The following is a 20737-nucleotide window of genomic DNA, read 5'->3' as shown; positions in this document are numbered from 1 at the left end:
CGGCGTTGTCGCGGATACGGGCCATAGCGTCATTAACAAATGTGATGCAGCATCGTCCCGCTTAAATTGTTTGTGACCTGAAGTTCCACAAGGTGCGGGATTGCATGGGGTTACACCCGGAAACATGGCTGAAAGTCACGGAGATCGGGCTTTATTGTGAGCCTGGCAACTTTTACATCGACCCGTCCGGCCCGGTTGACCGCGCCGTGATCACCCATGGCCACAGCGATCATGCCCGGGCCGGTCACCGAACGGTTCTGAGTACCGCCGAAACCGCCGCCATCATGGCGGTCCGATATGGCAATGATTTCGCCGGCACAACTCAGATATCGACCTATGGAGTGCCGGTACAAATCGCGGAGGTGCGTGTAACGCTCCTTCCGGCTGGACACATTCTTGGAAGCGCCCAGGTTTTGCTCGAATATGACGGCAGCCGTGTGGTGATATCGGGCGACTACAAACGCCGGCCGGATCGCACCTGCATCGCCTTCGACCCGGTGCCCTGCGACGTCTTCATTACCGAGGCAACCTTTGGCTTGCCTGTTTTCCGTCACCCACCGGATCATTTAGAAATATCGCGGCTGCTTCAGTCCCGCGAACTCTTTCCCGATCGCTGCCATCTCATTGGTGTTTATGCGCTCGGTAAATGCCAGCGTGTGATGACGCTCCTGCGGAGCGCCGGATATGATCGGCCGATTTATTTGCATGGTGCCTTGCTCGCACTGACGAAGCTTTACGCGGCGCGCGGCATTGAACTCGGTCCGTTCAGCGTGCTGGCAGGGCTGACGGCTGAGCAGTTGAAAGGGGAGATCGTCCTCTGCCCCCCTTCAGCCCTGGCAGACCGCTGGAGCAGACGCCTGCCCGAACCTGTTTCGGCCGCCGCCTCGGGATGGATGCGGGTTCGCGCTCGGGCACGGCAAAAAGGCGCCGAATTGCCACTGGTCATTTCCGACCACGCCGATTGGGACGAGCTTTTACAAACGGTCGAAGACGTCAATGCCCCGGAGGTCTGGATCACCCATGGGCGGGAAGACGGCCTGTTGCACGCGCTGGCAAAGAGCGGACGGCGTGCACGTGCCTTATCCTTGATCGGCCGCGAAGAAGAAGAAGAAGACTCATAGACACCGCGCGAAAGCCAAGCCGCATGCAGCACTTCGCCAATCTGCTTGACGCCCTCTCCTTTCAACCCGCGCGCAATGCGAAGCTGCGTCTCATAGAGACCTATCTCCGAACCACGCCGGATCCCGATCGGGGCTATGCGCTGGCGGCCTTGACCGGTTCCCTAAATCTCCCCAACGCAAAACCGGCAATCCTCAGGAAACTGGGCACTGATCAGCTTGACGAAACTTTATTTGCGCTCTCCTACGATTACGTCGGCGATCTCGCGGAAACTTTGGCGCTGATATGGCAGCCGACAAACCGGCGCAACCAACCATCGCCAAGTCTGCGTGAGGTTATCGAGAAACTCGAAACGGCGACCAGCGCCGAGGTGCCCTTATTACTGACCGACTGGCTGGATCTTCTAGATGCCACCGGGCGCTGGGCATTGTTGAAACTTATCACCGGATCGCTGCGGGTGGGGGTCTCTGCACGGTTGGCCAAAACCGCCGTGGCAAATTTCGGCGCGGTGGCCTTGGAAGATGTCGAGGAAATCTGGCATGGCCTGCAGCCCCCCTATCGCGAGCTTTTTAGCTGGCTCAGCGGCTTCGGCGAAAAGCCGGACCGACTGAATCTGTCCTTTCGACCTCTAATGCTGGCACATCCTCTCGATGAAGAAGAGCTGGCGCAATTGAAGCCTGAGGAATTCCGCGCCGAATGGAAATGGGATGGCATCCGCGTGCAAGCTGTCGCCTTTGCCGGAGAGCGGCGCCTTTATTCACGCGCCGGTGAGGATATCAGCCGGGCTTTCCCGGATATCATCGAGGCGATGACCTATGAGGGCGTCCTCGATGGCGAATTACTGGTGGCCCGTCCAGCGGAAAACAGCGACGTTCAGATCGCCCCTTTCAACGAGCTGCAGCAACGGTTGAATCGAAAGACAATTACATCGCGCATGCTCGCCGATTGGCGCGCCCATGTCAGGCTTTATGACATCTTGATCGACGGCGAGGTCGATCTCCGCCCCCTTCCTTTCGACATGCGTCGCCAACATTTGGAAGACTGGTATCGGCGGGAACGGAGACCGCGATTTGATCTGTCGCCAGTTCTTCCCTTCGCAAGCTGGGAGGAACTTGCTGCCCTGCGTGCCGGTGCACGGGCTGCCTCCATTGAGGGCTTGATGCTGAAGCGCGCGGACAGTCCCTATCTTGGCGGCCGCATCAAGGGGCGCTGGTTCAAATGGAAACGCGATCCACTAACAGTTGATGCCGTTCTCATGTACGCCCAGCGCGGGCACGGAAAGCGCTCCTCCTTTTATTCCGACTTCACCTTTGGTTGTTGGCAAGGTTCTGAAGGAGAAGCCGACAGGCAGCTTGTCCCTGTCGGCAAAGCCTATTCAGGCTATACGGATGAGGAGCTGCTGCAATTGGACAGATGGGTCCGCAATCACACCATCAATCGTTTCGGACCTGTCCGAGAGGTAAGTCCAGGTCTGGTGGTTGAACTTGCCTTCGATGCCGTCCAACGTTCAAGCCGACATAAATCAGGGGTCGCTTTGCGATTCCCCCGCATCCGCCGCTTGCGATGGGATAAGCCCGCACAGGAGGCGGATTCACTGGATACGCTGGTTCAACTGATATCCACTTCCAAAGCCTCGTGATGTCGGGCCATAATATTTGATCGAACTCGACCACTTCCGACCAAGTTTGTTAATAAAGTTGACCCATCATCCCTGAACCGGTGCAATTCGGATCAACCCATGGCGGAAGACTCAAAGCTGCATCCAAAATCCGTTTTACAGGATGGTGGCCTCAAGCATTTGCGCGACCGATGGTATCAATGGCGCGTCGGTGAAGCATTGCCCCTTCGCTCCGCTTTCGATCCGATGGAGTTTCCCCGTCAGCTCTCGCTCATGATGACCGTGGAATGCGTGGCGCAGTCCAATCCGCTTCGACCTTACGATGCACTTATCCGCTACATGGGGACAGGTTTTGTCGAGCTATTCGAGGCGCCTTGGCTGACGAATACCACGCTCTCTGCCCTTGGAGAGATCTATGGCGAACGATGGCTGGACGTCTGCGATCAGATCATCGCCGCCAGCAAGCCGATCGCCCTGGCTGGACGCCCCTACGAGATCGACAAGGATTACATCGACTTTGAGATCCTCGGCCTGCCTTTGTCGAAAACGGGGGAAACGGCCGATTACCTCATCATGGCGCTCGCCATCCTGCCCCGTATCGACTAACTGCCCGGTTCAGATCACTTTGCGGAGTTCCCCGAGGAAGCCGGTCAGCTCTCTGGCAAATTCATTGGATTGCTGTTCCATTTCCGAGGTCGATCCCAGCAGCTGCACAGCCGCCTGCTCGGTTTCGTGGGTCACCTGGCGCACGTCATCGACGCTGCGGGACACCTCGGTCGATCCCTCGGAAGCCTGCTGCACATTGCGCGCAATTTCATTGGTCGCCGCACTCTGCTCTTCCATCGCGGCAGCAATGGCTGTCGCTGTCTCGTCGACTTGATTGATGACGTCCCGCGCATTACGAATCGCGGAGGCGACGCTACTGACGACATTCCTAATCGATCCCACCTGATCGATAATGTCATCCGTCGCCTGTGCCGTCTGGTTCGCCAGATTCTTGACCTCCGAAGCAACCACGGCAAAGCCTTTTCCGGCTTCTCCAGCCCGGGCGGATTCGATGGTTGCGTTAAGTGCCAGCAGATTGGTCTTTTCGGCGATTTCGCGAATCAGCGTGACCACTTCGCCGATTTTCGCAGCGGCGCTCACCAGCCCATCCACCTGGTCATGAGCCGCTTCGGTTTCGCGAACCGCCGCATGGGCCACTTCGACCGACCGCGTAATCTGCCGGTTGATCTCACCGATTGACGCCGTCAGCTCTTCGGTTGCGGCTGCAACGGCTTGCAGGCTGACCGCTGCCTTTTCCGTTGCCGAAGAAGCAATGGCGGTGCGGTCGTTGGTCGAACTGGCGGCATGATTCAGAGTCTCAGCGGTGCGATTGAGATCAACCGCCGTCGTCCCCAATTTCTGCACGACATCATTCGCGATATGTTCGAATCGCGATAAGGCTGCGCCGAAGCCCGTAATCTTGTTATGCATCTCGCCAGTCGCAGCATTGATCGTCTGCGCCGCCTGCCGATAGGAACCCAACATGCCCGCCTCGATCACCCGGCGGTAGTAAACCTGCTTCGTAACCGCACTCAATGAGGCAGAGGCTTCGCGTGTGAAGGCGTCAGCACGGTCGGCAAAGTCATTGACCGACCAGAGCACCTCGCCCAGAACACCGCCGGATTTTATCGGTACCAATCGTGCTTCGAAATCCCCATGCTGCAATCGCTTCAGGACATCGACGACCCGCGCCAATTCGCTATTCTGGCGCTGGAGGCTCAGCATGACCCAAAGACCGGCGAGAACGGCAAGTCCGCTTAGCGCATATACGGGCCACTGGGCATCAATAAGCAGAAGACAAAGTGCTGCAGCAGCGGAAAACAGGACGGCGAGGCCCGCGGCGACGATGCTGCTAAATGGAGAAGATAAATTCGTCATAGTCCAAACCTCGCTCCTTCAGCTTCGCCATCAACAAATCGAAGGCGCGGTTCATTCCTTCCTTGCGATTTTCGTGGCGGTTTTCCTCAGCGAGAAGGTCCTTGTAAAGGGGCTGGATAACCTGATCGAGGGTTTCGCGCTTTGGCAACCGTCGGTTGGAATGGTAACCCACGACTTTGCCATCGCTTCCGCAGGAAGGTGTCACATGGGCAAAGACCCAATAATAATCACCGTTGCTGGCCCGATTGACGATATAGCCAAAGACCTCGCGACCGGTTTGTAGCCGGTCCCACAGCAACTTGAAAACACAGCGGGGCATATCCGGATGGCGGATCACGCTATGGGGTGCGCCGACCGCCGTCTCCAAAGTGAGTCCGGATAGATCGAGGAACACTCGATTGGCGTAAGTAATATGCCCCTTTAAGTCGGTTTTCGTGACAATCACATCGTCCGCAGCAAACCGCCGCTCATGATGGGTCAGCAGATGATTTGTTGCTTTCATCGATTCGATACCGTTGGACGCCTCTCGGGCAAGGCTGGCTCAGATGCCGGGTTTGATGAGAAGCGTCAGCCAGTTACAGGCCGTCGAGACCGCTCGAATTCTTTCTGACCGGACATCCTTTCAAAAGAATTAATGGGGGCTGCATCCAGCCGCGTTTTTCCCGGGCTTTTTTGAAGCAATCCGTCGCTTAGCGCTTTTACAATATTCAACCTTAAGGTATGACGAATATAAGTGGTCTGTGAACTTAAGTAATAAGTAACAATCGCATTTTAAATTGAACAGGTAGGGGTGCGCGAAGGTTGGATCTTTAATTGCGGAGGTCCGACATCTGCGGGGCAATATGCGAGCTGTTGGGGCATGATCGCGATCGCGTCGGACGTCAGTCATCTCGTTGACTTGGCGCGTGACAATTCGGTGGGTGGGCGCAGTGCGCTGGCCATTGCCATCAGCAGCCTGGTCGATGACGACGCCCGTCAGTTGACGCCGCATGAACTCGCCCTCATGAACGACATCCTGAAAAAGCTGATCCAGGATGTCGCCCGGCCGATCCGCAAGTCCCTGGCGACCAAGCTCGCCGCCTCGCACAACGCGCCGCGCGAGATCGTGGAAATCCTCGCCAATGACGATTTCGACATTGCCTCCCCCATTCTCCTGAAAAGCGACCTCCTCTCGGATGCTTCGCTGATCGAGATCGTGCATCACAGAAGCCAAGCTCACCGGCTTGCCATCGCGATGCGGCGCAGCCTTAGCATTCCGGTTTCCGATTCCTTGGTGGCTACAGGCGCGCCTGACGTCATTAGAACTTTGTTGCAGAACCACGGCGCCGAGATTTCCAAATCGACCATGGCCTATCTCGTCGAGCAATCGCGCACGGTCGATGAGTTTCAGGAACCGCTGCTCCGCCGCAGCGAATTGGAGCCTGAGCTGGCCAAGCGGATGTATACTTGGGTTTCGGCGGCACTACGGCAGTTCATTGTCGAGAATTTCTCGGTCGACGAAATCGGCGTCGATCTGGCCGTCGCTGAAGCCGCCGAGGAAGCCATCGAAGGCACCGCCTGGCAAGCCGAGGAAGAGACTGCCTCGCATAATCTAGCCGTCGAACTGTCCAAAAAGCAGCAATTAACACCGGCGCTGCTTCTACAGACCCTCCGTCAGGGCGAGGTCGCGTTGTTCGAAGCCTTGCTCGCCCAGTTGACCCAGTTGAAAGCATCGTCGATCCGAAAGCTGATTTATGACGAGGGCGCCGAAGGCCTTGTGATCGTGTCGCGCGCGGCACATATCGACAGAACCAGCTTTACCAGCATCTTCCTGTTACTCCAGCGTATCCATCCCCAGGAACTGGCCAAAGACGCTTACGCCCTGAGGCATGCGCTTGACTTGTTCGACCGGCTGAAAATCGAAACGGCCGCCAAAGTCATTGAGCGCTGGAAACTGAATCCCGACTTTCTGCGATCGATCAAACGCCTCGAACAGAACCGGCGATGAACCGCCAAGATCGCTCTAAGCGAAAAGGCTCAAAGGCATCTGCGCTGGAGGCATTGCCGTCGTCGCTGCCGCTGCATCAGCTCTTTTCAAATAATCTCCTGGATTACAACTCACCCCTGGTCGTTTTGTCGCCTGGCGGTACATCGTTATGGTCGAATGGCGCTTATCGCGATCTGACCGCTGACCCGCAAGCCGGAAGCGATCTGAGCTATCTGCTCCCGCCGCAACTTCAACTCGATCTCGAGGCATTGCGCCAGAGCGGGCACGCTCATCACGATGGTATTGTGACGTTCAAGAACCATGCCCATCGCGTCCGGCTGCGATATGCGCCGATGGTCGATTCTACCGGGCAAATCGAGGCCTTGGCCTGCCTTATAAATGTGGCCCGTGATGATACGGTAAGCGTACAAGACCTGGCGCGGGTTCAAAGCCGCCTGGAGGACATCGTTCGGCTCGTTTCCGATTGGATTTGGGAAAGCACTTGCGATCTGACCGTGACTGCCTTGTCAGACCGTGTCTTCGCCGTCATGGGATACCATCCGCAAGAGCTGATCGGCAAGCCGCTCTATGAGATTGCTATCAACCGTCGAGCGCAGCAAACCTTGCGAAATCGCTTCCGGAGTCTCTCGCCCTTTCGAAATCATGTTTTCGAGGCGTCCGACAAAGCCGGGCAACCCAAACTACTGCTGGTCAGTTCCGTTCCCATTTTCGATCTAGATAATGGCGAGCATCTTGGTTATCGGGGCACGGCTCACGACATCACCGAGCTGACGGAGCGGGAGCACGGCTTGATGGCCGCCAAGGAGTCAGCCGAACAGGCGAGCCGCGCCAAGACGCAGTTTCTTGCGCGCATGAGCCACGAATTACGAACGCCGCTCAATTCCATTATCGGTTTTTCCGAAATGATGCGGCTGCAGACTCATGGTCCTTTGGGCGCTCCGGATTATCTCGATTATGCCGGCGATATTTATCAAAGCGCCAACCGGCTGCTAAATGTCATCAATGATATTCTCGACATCACCACGATCGAGGCCGGGAAACTCGTCTTGAACGAGACCGAAACGACCTTGAAAATGATCACCGACCCACTTATCCCGGCTATCCGGGAGACGGCTGAGACCAGCGGCCTGTTACTGAAAACGAAAATTCCCGATAATCTGCCTCATCTCTTTATCGATCAACGGATCGCACGGCAGATCCTCGGCAACTTGCTCTCCAATGCGGTGAAATTCACGCCGGAAGGTGGTCAGGTGACCCTGCAAGCCGCGCTCGATGCAGTCGGCGGGATGGCGATTTCTGTAACCGATACGGGGATCGGCATCGATCCGGCGGCGCTCGATCATCTCTTCATACCCTTCTTCCAGGCTGAGACGGGCACGACACGCAAATTCGAAGGCACGGGCCTTGGCCTTGCTTTGGCTAAACGCCTGACCGAACTGCTTGGCGGCCATCTCCATTTAACCAGCCGGCCACAACAAGGAACGACGGTTACGATCGTCCTCCCGGCAAGCCGCGTCATGACGCCCCCTTCCCTATAAAAAACAACCCGGCCCTGCGGCATCGCAAGACCGGGTCGCATCTTAAGAAGATGTATCAGGCGGCGGCGCGCAAACCTGCCTGCGCCGACAAATGGTCAAGCGCGGCAACAATACCGCCGGACTTATGCGGAATATTGCTGAGGGACAATCCCATCTCGACGCCGCCCAGAGTGCCGGCCAGCATAAGGTCGTTAAAATCTCCCAGATGTCCGATGCGGAAGACCTTGTCGGCCAATTTGCCCAGGCCGGCGCCCAAGGCCATATTGAAGCGCTCCAGAATGACCTTGCGCAGGCCATCCGCGGAATGCCCTTCCGGTGTGAAGACCGCCGTCACCGATTGACTGTATTCCAGCGGCTCGGCGCAAACGGTTTCCAGCCCCCAGGCCTGCACGGCGCGGCGTGTCGCCTCGGCGTGCCGGCTGTGGCGAATGAAGATGTTCTCCAATCCTTCTTCATCGATCAGGTTCAGCGCCTCCTTCAGTCCGAAGAAAAGATTGCAGGCCGGGGTATAGGGGAAATTGCCGCCGGTCGAATTGGCGAGCATCGGTTCCCAATCCCAGAAAGCACGGGGCAGCTTGGCGGTCTTCGATGCCTTCAAGGCCTTCTCGCTGACGGCAACGAAAGCGAGGCCGGCTGGCAGCATCAGGCCTTTTTGTGATCCACCGACAGCGACGTCGACACCCCATTCATCGAAGCGGAAATCGGCGCTGCCGAGGGATGAGATGGTATCGACCATCAACAGGGCCGGATGCTTTGCCCGATCGATCGCCTTGCGGATTTCGGCAACCCGCGACATCACGCCATTCGAGGTTTCGTTGTGAACCAGCAGAATGGCCTTGATCTGATGCGACTTGTCTTCAGCCAAGGCCGCTTCGATGGATTCAGGACTGGGGCCACGGCGCCAATCGGTGGTCAGCGTGTGGACATTCAGGCCTAACTGCTTTGCCATCTTTTCCCAAAGGACCGCGAATTGCCCGGTATTGAAGGTCATCACCGTATCGCCTGGGGAGAGCGTATTGACCAGCGCTGATTCCCAGCCGCCGGTGCCGCTTGCCGGAAAGATCATCACAGGCTGCCGGGTCTTGAAGACCGGTTTTATCCGATCCAGCACTTCGCGGCCGAGTTTGGTGAATTCTGGCCCCCGGTGATCCAGAACCGGCGCGGCAATTGCTTTCAGGATCCTGTCGGGAATGTTGGTCGGTCCCGGCACCTGTAAAAAATGACGGCCTGGATGATAGGCCATACGCTCCTCCTCGCGTTATCGTTTACTTATTGATCTCAAGGTAACCAAGCCATCGGGGACCGACTGGCTTCACAGCGACGGCCTTAAACGACCAAACGGCCGTTCCAGGCCAAATACCCGGAACGGCCGTTTTAACAGCCGCGCGATATGTCGCAGGCAATTAGTCGACGGTCACCACCAGGGCATCCACCGCTACGGCGCCGTCCGTCAGCACCATCAGTGGATTGACGTCCAGTTCAACCAGGCTGTCGGCATGAGCCTGAGCGAAAGCGGCAATGGCGGCGACTGCATCGACCAGCGCCTCGATGTCGCCGGCCGGCTTACCGCGATAGCCGCGCAGCAACTTCGCGATCTTCAGCTTGCCGATCGCGCCCGCGATCGCCGGCCGGTCGGTCGGCAGCAGCAGCATGGTCGCGTCTTCCACCATTTCGACCAGAATACCGCCCGCCCCAACAACCAGAGCGAGGCCGAATTGCGGGTCGCGCTTGATACCGACGATCATTTCCGCGACGACATTGGAAACCATGCGCTCGACCAGCACCTTGGCGATCCGGGCGCCCGGCTTATAGGCGGCCAATGAGGCCGACATGCGCTGGATCGCGGCTTCCACATCCGCTTCGGATTTCAGGTTAAGCGCCACCGCACCCGCTTCCGTCTTATGCGCAAGGATTGGATCGGCAACCTTGATCACCACCGGGAAGCCGAGTTCAGCGGCAGCTGCCGCAGCCTCCGCGGGTTTCACCAAACGGCTTGTGGGCGCTTTCAGACCCAATTCCGCCAGCTTGCTCTTTGCTTCGTATTCCGACCATAAACGCCTTGGCGCCTGATCCGATAAAACCGGCACGGCTGCGATTTCGATCGGGCTGGCTTTGCCGGCGGCGCGGCCGGCGCGATATTCGGCGAAACTATGCGCCGACGCAAAAGCCGTTAGAGCCTCAGGCAACCCCTGCATCGGCGCGGCATGCTGCTGCACCGACAGATCGCGCGGCCCCGTAGGGAACAGTTCGGGGAGTGTTGCGGTGATGATCGGCATCTTGCCATGGCGTTCACAAGCGGTGATCAAGGCGCGGCGGCTGCGGTCGAAAACCTCGTCGCTTTCCACGCTTTCCGTGGCGTAGTCCAGCACCAGCATACCGGCATCGAAATCGCCGGCCATGACGGTTGAGAACAGATTCGTCAGCAAATCTTCCTTGCCCCAAAGCGAGGTGTTGTAATCGAGCGGATTGGTGACGCTGGCGAAATTCGGCAACTGGCTCCGCAGGTCCGCCGCCTGGGCCGGTGGGAAACTGGGCAGCGGCACATCCAGCTTTTCGCAGATATCCGCCGTCAACAATCCGTCGCCGCCCGAGCAGGTGAAGACCGCCAGCCGCCTGCCCTTTGGCAAGCCCGCGCTCGACACCAGTTTGATGGTTTCCAGCAGTTGCGGAATGGTATGCACCCGGATCACCCCCAAGCGGGCGAACAAGGCGTCATACATCTTATCGCTTCCGGCCAGAGAACTCGTATGGCTCATCGCCAGCTTAGCGCCCAGTTCCGAATTGCCGGCCTTCAGGGCGACCAGCGGCTTGCCATTCGCCAACGCCTTGGCGGCGGCACGGCTGAAAGCGGGAATGTCGGTGATGCCTTCGATATAAAGGCCGACGGCCTTGATCCGCGGATCTTCCGCCACAGCGTCGATGTAATCGGCGACATTGAGAATGACTTGGTTGCCCGAGCTGATGACATAAGCGAAGGGCACCGAACGGTGGTTCATCGTTAGGTTGAGCGCGATATTGCCGCTTTGGGCGATAATCGCACAGCCGGTTTCTACCCGCTTGCCCAAATGGCCGGTCGGCCAGAGCGCGATCCCGTCCAGATAATTGAGGACACCGTAACAATTAGGCCCGACGACTGCCAGGTCGCCCGCTGCATCGATGAAGCGCTGCTGCAGATCCCGCCCCTCGCCGCCGACTTCGGCATAACCAGCGGCGTAGCAGATCGCGCCACCGGCGCCCCGTGCATTCAATTGCGCCATAATGTCGATCGTCGCTTCGCGCGGGACGGCGATGAAAGTCGCGTCCGGCGCTGCCGGCAGCTCGGCAATAGAGGCATAGCAGCGTCGGCCGCCGAGTTCGGTATACTTCGGATTGACGATCCAGATATCCCCCTTGAAACCGGTCTCATCACACCGCCGGATGGACTCTTCCATGGCCTGGCCGCCGACGATGCAGACATGCTTCGGGTTGAGCAAACGGCGCAGATTTTGTTGCCGTTTCGACAAGCTACTCGACATTAAAGCTTCCTTTAGGGTGATGGACCGATACTGCGTCCCGGGTGGTAGCAGAGGCCCCCGCCCCTGGAAAGGGGGCAAACTATGCAAGGACCGCATCGCTATCGGCGCCCGCCCGGTTTTTGGCGCATGGCTGGACCGGCCCACTTTTATTGGGAATAGGCGGCGGAACGGGATTGTCCCTCCTGGGAAAGGAACCGTCGGCGTCGCGACGGCAAGGGCGGATGGGTGCGTGCTATCACAGTCTTGCCTCATTGCCGTGTGATAGATCGAAGGAAATAGGACAGCACCGCTGCCGGCGACGTTCGGGCAGATGAGTCAGGGCAGATTGAGATGTTGCAGAGGGTAACCAAGAGTTTGAGGTCGACTTGGAACCGGTGGGGTATCCGCCGGATCTATGGCGCCGCCATCATCCTGGCTGGCGTGACCGCTCTTGGCGGGCTCAGCCTCATGGACGGCCTCGTCAGCCAGGTTTCGGCCCAGGACGTTACTTATTTCCGCATCGGCACCAGCCGACCCGGTTCTCATTTGTTCAACATCGCGGCTGAAATCGGCAATGCAATCAGCAATCCGACCGGCGGCGCCGATTGTGCGCCCACCGATGCCTGCGGCGTGCCGGGAGTTGTCGGCATGGCCCAGACGACAGCCGGGGCCATAGAGAGCCTGCAGCAATTACGGGAGGGCGGCCTTGACGCCGCAATCGTCCAGGCCGATCTCGTCGCCCTTGCGGCCCAGGGGAAGGGACCCTTCAAGGAAGCCGGCCCCGATCCTGATCTGCGCGCCATCGCCACAGTTGGCGACGTGGCGTTGCAGGTAATCGTGCCGGCGGCGTCCCCCATCAAGACCTTGGCAGATCTGAAGGGGAAGCGGGTCGCCACCAATCCAGCCGAAAGCGATGGTGCGATCTCGATCAGTCAGATTTTTACCACGCTCGGCCTGACCAGCCGCCGCGTGAAATTGCTGCCGATGGAACTTTCAGAAGCGGCGAGCCAGCTGGCGGCCGGTAAGGTCGACGCCATTGCGATCGTCGAGCGTCCCGATCTGGCCGAGATCACGAGTATTGCCGAGCACATGCCGATCAGGCTCATTCCGGTCGGCGCGGCTGAGAAGGCCAAGATCGGTACCGACCGGCGCGATCTTTTGCTCGCGCATTTGCCGGCAGGTACCGATGCTACCTCAGGCGAAACCGATACTTTCATCGTACCGGTCTTATTCGTGGTGACGACGAAGACCGATAATACCGTGGCCCATGAACTGGCGCGGACGCTGGTCGTGCCGCAGCGCGATACAAAATTGACCTCGAACCCAGCCGCGTCGAAGCCGGATGCTCATGTCGAGAGCACCGTCATTCCGCTGCATCCGGGTGTCGAGCAGCTTCTGGGCACGACGAACTAGACCCTCTTAGCTATCAAGCCAGACATATTCGGCAATGCGCCCATTGAACAGGCTGTCGATACCGCCGACGCGATAGCCTTTCACCTGGTTTCCATGCGCTTCCAATTCATCCTGGAAAATTGGAATGATGGCCCCGCCTTCTTCATGCAAGAGCCGTTGAGCCTCCCAGACATAAGACTTGCGTTTAGCGGTATCGATTTCGACCGCAGCGTCGGTCAGGAGTTTATCAAACGAGGCATTTCGCCAAGCGGTTTCATTCCACGGCGAATCTGATTTGTAAGGCGCAGCCAGCATCTGCAAGGCAGTTGACCGTCCCTGCCAATAGGATTGCGTGAAAGGCCGTTTCAGCCAAACATTGGACCAGAAGCCATCCACGGGCTCCCGTTGGATCGCAATGTTCAATCCTGCTTTGGCGGCGCTTGCCTGATAGAGTTCAGCTGCATTGATCGCACCCTCAAAAGCCGCTTCGGAAGCGCTGAGTTGCAGCGATACATTACCGAGATCGGCCTTCTTTAAATAGAATTTTGCTTTATCGGCATCGTAGAGGGTCTGCGGCAGCTCAGTATTGTAGAACGGGTCACCCGGCCGGATCGGATGGTCATTGCCGACGGTTCCATAACCGTTCAGCAGCGTTTTCAGGAATTCCTCGCGATCGATGGCATACTTCAGAGCGAGGCGTAGATTTGCGTTATTGAACGGTGCTGTATCCGTTTTGGCCGCAATGATCGCGTGCCAGCCGGTCGGCCCTGTTTCCAATGTCACATTGCTGGCCTGTTTCAACAAGTCGACCGTGCGCTTATCCGCGCGATTGATGATATCGACCTGGCCGGTGATGAGGGCATTCGTACGGGCCGGGGTGTCATTGATGACGGTCGTTTCAACCGTATCGACGAAGGCGCGGTCTGAAGCCCAATAATCGGCGAAGCGATTGCCTTTCGCGCTGACGCCAGGAACATAGCTTTCAAAAACGAACGGTCCGCTACCGATCGGCTTGGACCAATCGGCAAATCCATCTGGCACGATCTTGAAATGATAATCGCCAAGCAGGTTGATCAGCTCGGAATCGCCACGGGACAATGTGATGCCGATTTGGCGATCGCCGATCTTTTTGACCTCTTTGATATGCTTGGTTTGGCCGACAACGCCGGATGTAGAGTTTCCGCGATGAAGATTGAGGGAATAGATCAAGTCATCGACGGTCACGGTTTTGCCGTTATGGAAAGTGACCCCTTTCCTAGCGGTCAAGACCCATTCCGCTGCCCCGGACTTCACGTCCCAGCTCTCGATCAAAGCCGGCTGAATTTGATGTTCGGCGTCGAATTCGACGAAGCTGCTGAAAAATTGCGCCCCGAGAGTGATTGTTACAATATCAGCATAGCTCCGGGGATCGAGGCTGGCCGTCGTACTGCCGCCACCGATACCAAGCCGGAGGACGCCGCCGCGTTTCGGACCTTCGGCTGCCCTGGCAGTCTGGCTTTTAAGGATACCGGCGGAGCCCGCCAGCCCGAAAGCGGCGGCCCCGGTTAGAAATTGCCGGCGCGATGGCCGCAGATCATTCCAAGTTGTCATCGTTTTCCCATCAGCAATAAGGCTTAACCCCCGCGGCGAGGCCTCGCGCCTCGGCACCCGGCCGAACTTGCCTTTTCGGTCGGTAGACAACAAACGAGAAGAACTCCGCAATGTTCCAAGAAAAACTCGCCGCCCCAAACGACACGGGCGCCTGCAAGCAGGCGCCCGATCGGATGTCTCACGGCCCCTGCTTAACTCTCCAGCCAGGCGAATTCGGTCGCACGGCCGTTGAACAATTCATCGACGCCGCCGACACGATATCCTTTCACCTTGTCGCTATGGGCTTCCAGGACATTGGAAAAGACCGGAATGACGGCGCCGCCATCGTCATGCAGCATGCGCTGCGCCTCCCAGATATAGGATTTGCGTTTGGCGTCATCCAGCTCCGCCGCCGCATCCGAAAGCAGCTTGTCGAAGGTTTCGTTACGCCAATCTGTTTCGTTCCAGGCGGCATCGGATTTATAAGCGGTCGTCAGCATCTGCAGGGCGGTTGACCGGCCGGCCCAATACGATCCGCAGAACGGCCGCTTAAGCCAGGCATTGTCCCAGAAGCCATCGACCGGCTCGCGCTTGATCGAAATGTTAACGCCAGCCTTGGCGGCCGTGGCCTGATACAAAGCCGCGGCATTCACCGCACCTTCATAGGCTGCGTCGGAAGCCGTCAATTGTATGGAGATGTTGTTGAGATTGGCCTTCTTCATATAGAACTTGGCCTTGTCGATGTCATAAGTCGTTTGCGGCAACTCACTATTGAAGAATGGGTCGCGCTTCGGCACGGGGTGGTCGTTGCCGAGGCTCCCGAATCCGTTGAAGAGCGTCTTCAGCAATTGCTCACGGTCGATGGCATGTTTGAGCGCCAGACGCACATCAGGATTATCGAACGGGGCTTTATCGACCTGCATGGCCATGATTGCATGCCAGCCGGTCGGCGCTTCTTCGAGTTTGACCGTGCCAGCGGATTTAAGAAGATCGACGGCCCTCTTATCGACCCGATTGATGATATCCACTTGCCCGGCAACCAGGGCATTCATCCGCGCCGCGGTGTCATTGATAACCGAGGTTTCGACGGCATCGACGAAGCCTCGGTCGCTGCGCCAATAATTGGGATTGCGATTGACTTTGGCGCTTACGCCCGGATTGAAAGCTTCGAATGTGAAGGCGCCCGTACCGATCGGTTTTGCCCAATCCTGGAACTCATTCGGGACGATCTTCATATGGTAATCGCCCAACAGATAGATCAATTCCGCATCGCCCCGGTCCAGCGTAATGCTGATCTGATGACTGTCGAGCTTTTTGACGTCCTTGATGTGCTTGGTCTGGCCGACCATCGCCGATTTCGATTCACCGCGATGGAGATTCAATGAGTAGATAATGTCGTCGGCATCCAGGGTCTTGCCGTTATGGAACGTGACGCCCTTGCGGACATTCATCACCCATTCCGTGGCGCCCGGCTTGACGTCCCAGCTTTCCAGCAAATCGGGCTGAACCCGGTTATTGGGGTCAAATTCAACGAAGCTGTTATAAATTTGCGATCCCAGCGTGATCATCACGATTTCGGTGAAGCCGCGCGGATCGAAGCTGTCCGTCGTGCTCCCGCCGGCCAGGCCAAGCCGCAGCGTACCGCCCCGCTTCGGTTCGTCGGCCTTCGTCTCATTTACATTGAGGAATCCGACTGCCGCAGCGGTCAGGCCCAGCGCGGTTGCACCGGACAGAAAATCCCGCCGGGACAAGCGCCCGCTGGTAAAAGCGGATGTCAAATTTGCCCAAGAGATCATTATGTTCCCCTCCCGATTGATGAAATTCTTATTTCCGCCGGTCGGCCCCAAGGCCGGCAAGCTTTCTTGAATTGTAGGCGCTCTTAAAGCCGTCTTAACTATGCATGTCCATAAAGGAGGCATCAACTAGGAATTGTCGCCTGTGGAAATGTGAAATAATAGGTTGAGCCGGCGAGAGTCATCCATCGGCTTTACTTGCACAGTCGCCAGTCAACACCCTAAGATCGCGCAATAACAGTCGATTACCAGTCACCGTCAGGCAGGCAAATGCGGGATCAGGACCAGGGCAGTACGGTGTTTGTCACCGATCATCTCAGCACCGGCCTCGTCGATCCTTCGCTGAAATACAATATTGCTGCCTGGGTCTTCATGGGGATCGGCCTTTTTCTCATTCTTTATCTGGGCCTCCTGACCAGCCTCTTGCCGGGCCTGCTGGTTTACGAGCTGGTGCAAATGGCGGGCATTCGCCATCGCAGCTTCGGTGTTACTTACCGTGCCGGCAAAGTTATTGCTCTGAGCTTGCTAGCTACTTTCGTTACCTTGCTTCTGCTCCTGGCTATCGGCTCGGTGGCCCTGATGATAACCGATAGATCCGATAGCCCTTTCGTGCTGCTGCAGAAAATGGCGGATATCATCGATGCCGCCCGTATTCATTTCCCGCCCTGGGCGCGGCATTACCTGCCGGCGAATGTCGAGGATTTGCGCGCCACCGCTTCTGACTGGCTGCGCGTCCACGCCAGCGACCTCCGGCAGGCTGGGGAGAATTTCGGTCGTATATTCGTCCGCATTCTCATCGGCATGATCATCGGCGGCATGATCGCCATCAGTACCGGCATCATGACCCAGGAGCTGAAGCCACTGGGCCGCGCGATGCGGGATCGGCTATCGTTTCTTGGCTCTGCCTTCCGCCGGGTGGTCTTCGCGCAACTCCGCATCTCGGCGCTCAATACCATTTTTACCGCCATTTACCTGATCGTGTTGTTGCCGTCCCTGGGCGTCGACCTGCCGCTGAAGAAAACGATGATTGCCGTCACTTTCATTGCCGGGCTGATACCGGTTATCGGCAATCTCATTTCCAATACCATCATCGTCATCGTCAGCCTGAGCGCCTCATTTCTGGCAGCGGCAGGTTCGTTGGTCTTCCTGGTTCTGATTCACAAACTGGAATATTTCATCAATGCCCGTATCATCGGCACCCAGATTCGCGCCCGGGCCTGGGAATTGCTGTTGGCCATGCTGGTGATGGAGGCCGCTTTCGGCATACCCGGCGTCATCGCCGCGCCGATTTTTTATGCCTATATCAAAGACGAGTTATCGGCCCGCAATCTGATCTGAGGCGGCGACTGGTCGCCGCGAACGTTAGGCGACCTGAAGGCGGATGATGAACAATCCGCCCTCCTCCCTGGTCTCGAGTAGCCGATTCCCCGTCGTCTCGCAGAAATGGGTGAAGTCAGCCGGCGCTCCGGCATCGGTCGCCTGGATTTCAAGAATCTCGCCTGGTTCCATGTCCCGGACCAAGCGCCGCGCCTTCAGCACCGGCAACGGGCATTTCATGCCGCGCGCATCGAATATCTTCGTCATCTATTCCGCTGCTTTCAATTTGCAGTCACCGTTCGCCGTATCCGGATCGCCGCCGGTAAACAGAATATCGAACAAGGCGGCGCTGAGGATCAACAGACCGCCGACGATCTCGCGCCAGCCAAACGGCTCGTCTGTGAAAATGGCTGCCGAGACCACGCCGACAATTGCTTCCAGCATGAAGAGGATGGATGCTTTCGAAGGTGACATGAAGCTGATCCCCCAGAAAGCCAAGACCATCGTGGGGAAGATCCAAAGAAAGACGGTGATAACGGTCCACGGCATCGCAGCAGCCAACTGGCCTGGCTGTGGCCAGAGCTCTCCAGGAAACAGGCCTGAGAACAAGATAATACCGCAGCCCACCAGGCCGAAGAGGAACTGGTAGCAGGACTTGGGGATGATATCTCCCTCGCCGCTGTATCGCATGCCCACCATGCTGAGCGCCCAGAAGAATCCGGCAATGACACCGAACCATTCCGATATGTTGCGGGGAAGCGGCAGGACCGAGCCATTGCCACTGACCAGGACAGCCATGCCGAGAAAGCCCAGCAAAATCGTCAGCTGGCGTGAGCGCACGATTGGCGTCTTCAAAATCGTTCGTTCCAGCAAAGCGGCCCAGATCGGGTTGAGATAGAAAAGCAGCATGACCTTGCTGACCTCCCCCTCGATGAAGCCCATGCCGTAGAACGTGTTGCATATGCCCGATGCGGCACCGACCCAAAGGGCACCCCATCCGAAGCTGCCAGCCCGTTTCCCACGGAAGGCAACAATCGGCAGCATCAGGACGAGCGGACCGCCATAAACCAGTATTGTCGCCCACGCACCCGAGATGCCGGTCTCTGTGATCTGACGCAACGGTATCCAGAAGCTGCCCCAAAGTGCGGCAGCGATCAGAACAGCGATCGTTGGCAGGGTCGTTCCGTTCTTCTTATTCATTGCCGACATTGGTTTAATCCAAATCCCTGTATCCGGCTTCGATCGCTGCACGTTCCATCGACAAAATCAGGTCATAGGCGTCCCGTTGCAAGACCGTAACATCTTCGATAAGCAGGGTGTCACGCGTCGCGGTCAAATGAGGGTCCGCCGTGGCTGCCCGCAAGCCGTCTTGCAACCGAGCCAGCTTTTGCGGGGGTGTCGCGGCGGCCGTGATATAGGGCAGGTTCGGCGCCGGCGCGCTCTCACATAAAACACGGATGCCGGTGACTTCCACTGGGGCAACCGCGGCGATCAATGCATAGCTGACGCAATCGATCGAAGCGACATCGGCTTTGCCATGCCGCACGGCAGCCAGCGACCGGCGATGGCCACCGGTTTCCAGAGCCTCCGCGAAAAACCGGCCATCGCGCGCCAGAGGGGAAATGAGATGCCGAAGACAATTGTACCCTGACTGCGAATCTCGGCTATTGAAGGCGATACGCTTACCTTTTAGATCCGCCAAGTCCTCGATCGCGTCGTCGTCACGGATGACGATGGAACTCCGATAAGTTGATCCGTTGCATCCCGGCGCCCGGTAACACGGCGTCGCCACCAACTGCACCTGGCCGTCGAGATCATGGGTGAGCGGATAGCCGCAGGTCTGCGTGAACAAGAGAGAGGGTTGCCGCCAATGCTCGTAAAGATCCCGTGGCTCCGCCATGGTCAACGGCAAATCGTCGATGCCCGCGCGCCGAAAGTGGCGGCATAAACCTATCCACCAATCGAGCGTTGCCCGCGACAACTCCGGCAAGGCGTACATCGGCAGGCCCATAATCATGTGGCAATCTTTCCTTATGTTCAGAATGCCACCGGATTGGACGCCATACTGCCGGCATCACGTTCGGCATCACCCGAGATAGCGTAGTAATCTGGGAGGTCTGCCACGAAGATGTGCCTGACCGTTTGCAAACCCGTCGGCCCGTCAAGTGCGCCCGCCGATATCGAAATCTTGCTTGCCGCCGTACCATTCTTAGCCCCTCGCCAGAATAGACTCGTGCCACAATGGCGACAAAAGCCCCGCTGCGCGCCTGGTGACGAGGCATACCAGGACAGTGCTCCTTCGCCTCGCAAGGCCATCTCGGCCGTTCTCGCCGCACTATAATCGGCCGAGTGACCATGCCAATGCCGGCATTGGCCGCAATGGCACACAACCACATTGCGCATATCGCCATCGACCTTGAAGCGGATGGCGCCGCACAGGCAGCCCCCTTCATGCACCGTCGGTACCGGCGCCGGCCGATGTCCTGATAGCTGTGACTGGTCGCCATGCCCCACCGCTGATTCAGCATATTTCGGTAGCGCGTCGGCGATGTCGTAATAATCCCCACGATGCGCGACCCAGATATGATGATCGAGATGCAGGCCGCTCGGCTGATGCAAACTCCCCATCGTTACATCCAACCGGTCACTATCGATCTGCCGCCAGAATAATTTGCTACCGCATTGCCGACAGAAGCCACGTTCGGCTTCCGGCGAGGAGCGGTACCAGCCGACGTGATCTGCACCATGAATGCGGAAGGCCGTCACAGGCGCGCCGGTAAAAACGCCTAATGCACCATGATGCCGCCGGCACATGCCGCAGTGGCATGCAGAGGGTGGCGACAAGATCCCTTGTATCTCGTAGCGCACGGCACCACAAAGGCACTCTCCCGAAGCATGTCGGTCATTAGGCTGGATGTCCGCCAGGGCGGTTGCCGGTATCGAGCTCAACTTCAGACCCTCCCCAGTTAATCTCGCTGTTAGTCATC

The 20737-nt window shown here is 57.8% G+C and carries 17 protein-coding genes; 7 read left to right on the top strand and 10 right to left on the bottom strand.

The window, feature by feature from the left end:
- Positions 1-92: 92 nt before the first annotated feature.
- From SMD27_RS08825 to SMD27_RS08815, 3 genes are all read left to right on the top strand, one after another.
- Entirely contained in the window at positions 93-1121 is a 1029-nt protein-coding gene (locus SMD27_RS08825; protein ID WP_452094323.1) for a ligase-associated DNA damage response exonuclease, read from the top strand.
- Between the two features lie 23 nt (positions 1122-1144).
- Positions 1145-2758: a cisplatin damage response ATP-dependent DNA ligase gene (locus SMD27_RS08820; RefSeq protein WP_320508003.1), complete on the top strand. Its 1614-nt coding sequence runs from the start codon at positions 1145-1147 to the stop codon at positions 2756-2758.
- A 99-nt stretch (positions 2759-2857) separates the two neighbouring features.
- Entirely contained in the window at positions 2858-3343 is a 486-nt protein-coding gene (locus tag SMD27_RS08815) for a PAS domain-containing protein (protein WP_320508002.1), read from the top strand.
- Between the two features lie 9 nt (positions 3344-3352).
- Here SMD27_RS08815 and SMD27_RS08810 read toward each other — a convergent pair whose 3' ends face one another.
- Positions 3353-4660 carry a methyl-accepting chemotaxis protein gene (locus SMD27_RS08810; RefSeq protein WP_320508001.1) on the bottom strand — a complete coding sequence of 436 codons (1308 nt, stop codon included), beginning with the start codon at positions 4658-4660 and terminating at the stop codon, positions 3353-3355.
- The gene (locus SMD27_RS08805) at positions 4635-5162 is read right to left on the bottom strand and encodes a PAS domain-containing protein (protein ID WP_320508000.1); all 528 of its coding nucleotides are present in this window, start codon (positions 5160-5162) and stop codon (positions 4635-4637) included. Before SMD27_RS08805 ends, SMD27_RS08810 begins: the two co-directional genes overlap by 26 nt.
- Positions 5163-5519: 357 nt before the next feature.
- On the opposite strand from SMD27_RS08805, the gene SMD27_RS08800 reads away from it, so the two are divergent.
- Together SMD27_RS08800 and SMD27_RS08795 are read left to right on the top strand one after the other, a co-directional pair.
- Positions 5520-6647, top strand: a complete 1128-nt coding sequence (locus tag SMD27_RS08800) for a DUF2336 domain-containing protein (RefSeq protein ID WP_320507999.1) — start codon at positions 5520-5522, stop codon at positions 6645-6647.
- Between the two features lie 53 nt (positions 6648-6700).
- Positions 6701-8185 carry a PAS domain-containing sensor histidine kinase gene (locus tag SMD27_RS08795; protein ID WP_320507998.1) on the top strand — a complete coding sequence of 495 codons (1485 nt, stop codon included), beginning with the start codon at positions 6701-6703 and terminating at the stop codon, positions 8183-8185.
- Between the two features lie 55 nt (positions 8186-8240).
- On the opposite strand, the gene SMD27_RS08790 is transcribed toward SMD27_RS08795, so the two are convergent.
- Positions 8241-9428: a pyridoxal-phosphate-dependent aminotransferase family protein gene (locus SMD27_RS08790; RefSeq protein ID WP_320507997.1), complete on the bottom strand. Its 1188-nt coding sequence runs from the start codon at positions 9426-9428 to the stop codon at positions 8241-8243.
- 160 nt (positions 9429-9588) lie between these two features.
- Entirely contained in the window at positions 9589-11700 is a 2112-nt protein-coding gene (locus SMD27_RS08785) for an acetate--CoA ligase family protein (RefSeq protein ID WP_320507996.1), read from the bottom strand.
- A 330-nt stretch (positions 11701-12030) separates the two neighbouring features.
- On the opposite strand from SMD27_RS08785, the gene SMD27_RS08780 reads away from it, so the two are divergent.
- Complete coding sequence (locus tag SMD27_RS08780; protein WP_320507995.1) at positions 12031-13092, top strand: TAXI family TRAP transporter solute-binding subunit; 1062 nt, start codon at positions 12031-12033, stop codon at positions 13090-13092.
- Positions 13093-13098: 6 nt separating this feature from the next.
- On the opposite strand, the gene SMD27_RS08775 is transcribed toward SMD27_RS08780, so the two are convergent.
- Both SMD27_RS08775 and SMD27_RS08770 read right to left on the bottom strand, forming a co-directional pair.
- The gene (locus SMD27_RS08775; RefSeq protein WP_320507994.1) at positions 13099-14661 is read right to left on the bottom strand and encodes an ABC transporter substrate-binding protein; all 1563 of its coding nucleotides are present in this window, start codon (positions 14659-14661) and stop codon (positions 13099-13101) included.
- Between the two features lie 191 nt (positions 14662-14852).
- A complete protein-coding gene (locus SMD27_RS08770) occupies positions 14853-16436 on the bottom strand; it encodes an ABC transporter substrate-binding protein (protein WP_320507993.1) in 1584 nt (527 codons plus the stop codon).
- A gap of 267 nt (positions 16437-16703) precedes the next feature.
- Between SMD27_RS08770 and SMD27_RS08765 the strand changes: the two genes are divergently transcribed.
- Positions 16704-17771 carry an AI-2E family transporter gene (locus SMD27_RS08765; RefSeq protein WP_320507992.1) on the top strand — a complete coding sequence of 356 codons (1068 nt, stop codon included), beginning with the start codon at positions 16704-16706 and terminating at the stop codon, positions 17769-17771.
- 24 nt (positions 17772-17795) lie between these two features.
- On the opposite strand, the gene SMD27_RS08760 is transcribed toward SMD27_RS08765, so the two are convergent.
- From SMD27_RS08760 to SMD27_RS08745, 4 genes are read right to left on the bottom strand one after another with little or no spacing between them, the layout of a single operon-like run.
- Positions 17796-18017 (bottom strand): sulfurtransferase TusA family protein, encoded by a 222-nt coding sequence (locus tag SMD27_RS08760; protein WP_320507991.1) that lies wholly within the window; start codon positions 18015-18017, stop codon positions 17796-17798.
- Positions 18018-18959 carry a DMT family transporter gene (locus SMD27_RS08755; protein WP_320507990.1) on the bottom strand — a complete coding sequence of 314 codons (942 nt, stop codon included), beginning with the start codon at positions 18957-18959 and terminating at the stop codon, positions 18018-18020.
- A 4-nt stretch (positions 18960-18963) separates the two neighbouring features.
- Positions 18964-19767 carry a phosphate/phosphite/phosphonate ABC transporter substrate-binding protein gene (locus SMD27_RS08750; protein ID WP_320507989.1) on the bottom strand — a complete coding sequence of 268 codons (804 nt, stop codon included), beginning with the start codon at positions 19765-19767 and terminating at the stop codon, positions 18964-18966.
- Positions 19768-19787: 20 nt separating this feature from the next.
- The gene (locus SMD27_RS08745) at positions 19788-20699 is read right to left on the bottom strand and encodes a GFA family protein (protein ID WP_320507988.1); all 912 of its coding nucleotides are present in this window, start codon (positions 20697-20699) and stop codon (positions 19788-19790) included.
- Positions 20700-20737: the final 38 nt, after the last annotated feature.

The organism is Dongia soli (assembly GCF_034044715.1).
Lineage (GTDB): Bacteria > Pseudomonadota > Alphaproteobacteria > Dongiales > Dongiaceae > Dongia_B > Dongia_B soli.
The sequence above is the reverse complement of the archived record's forward strand: the minus strand, read 5'-3'. Positions and strand labels throughout refer to the sequence as shown.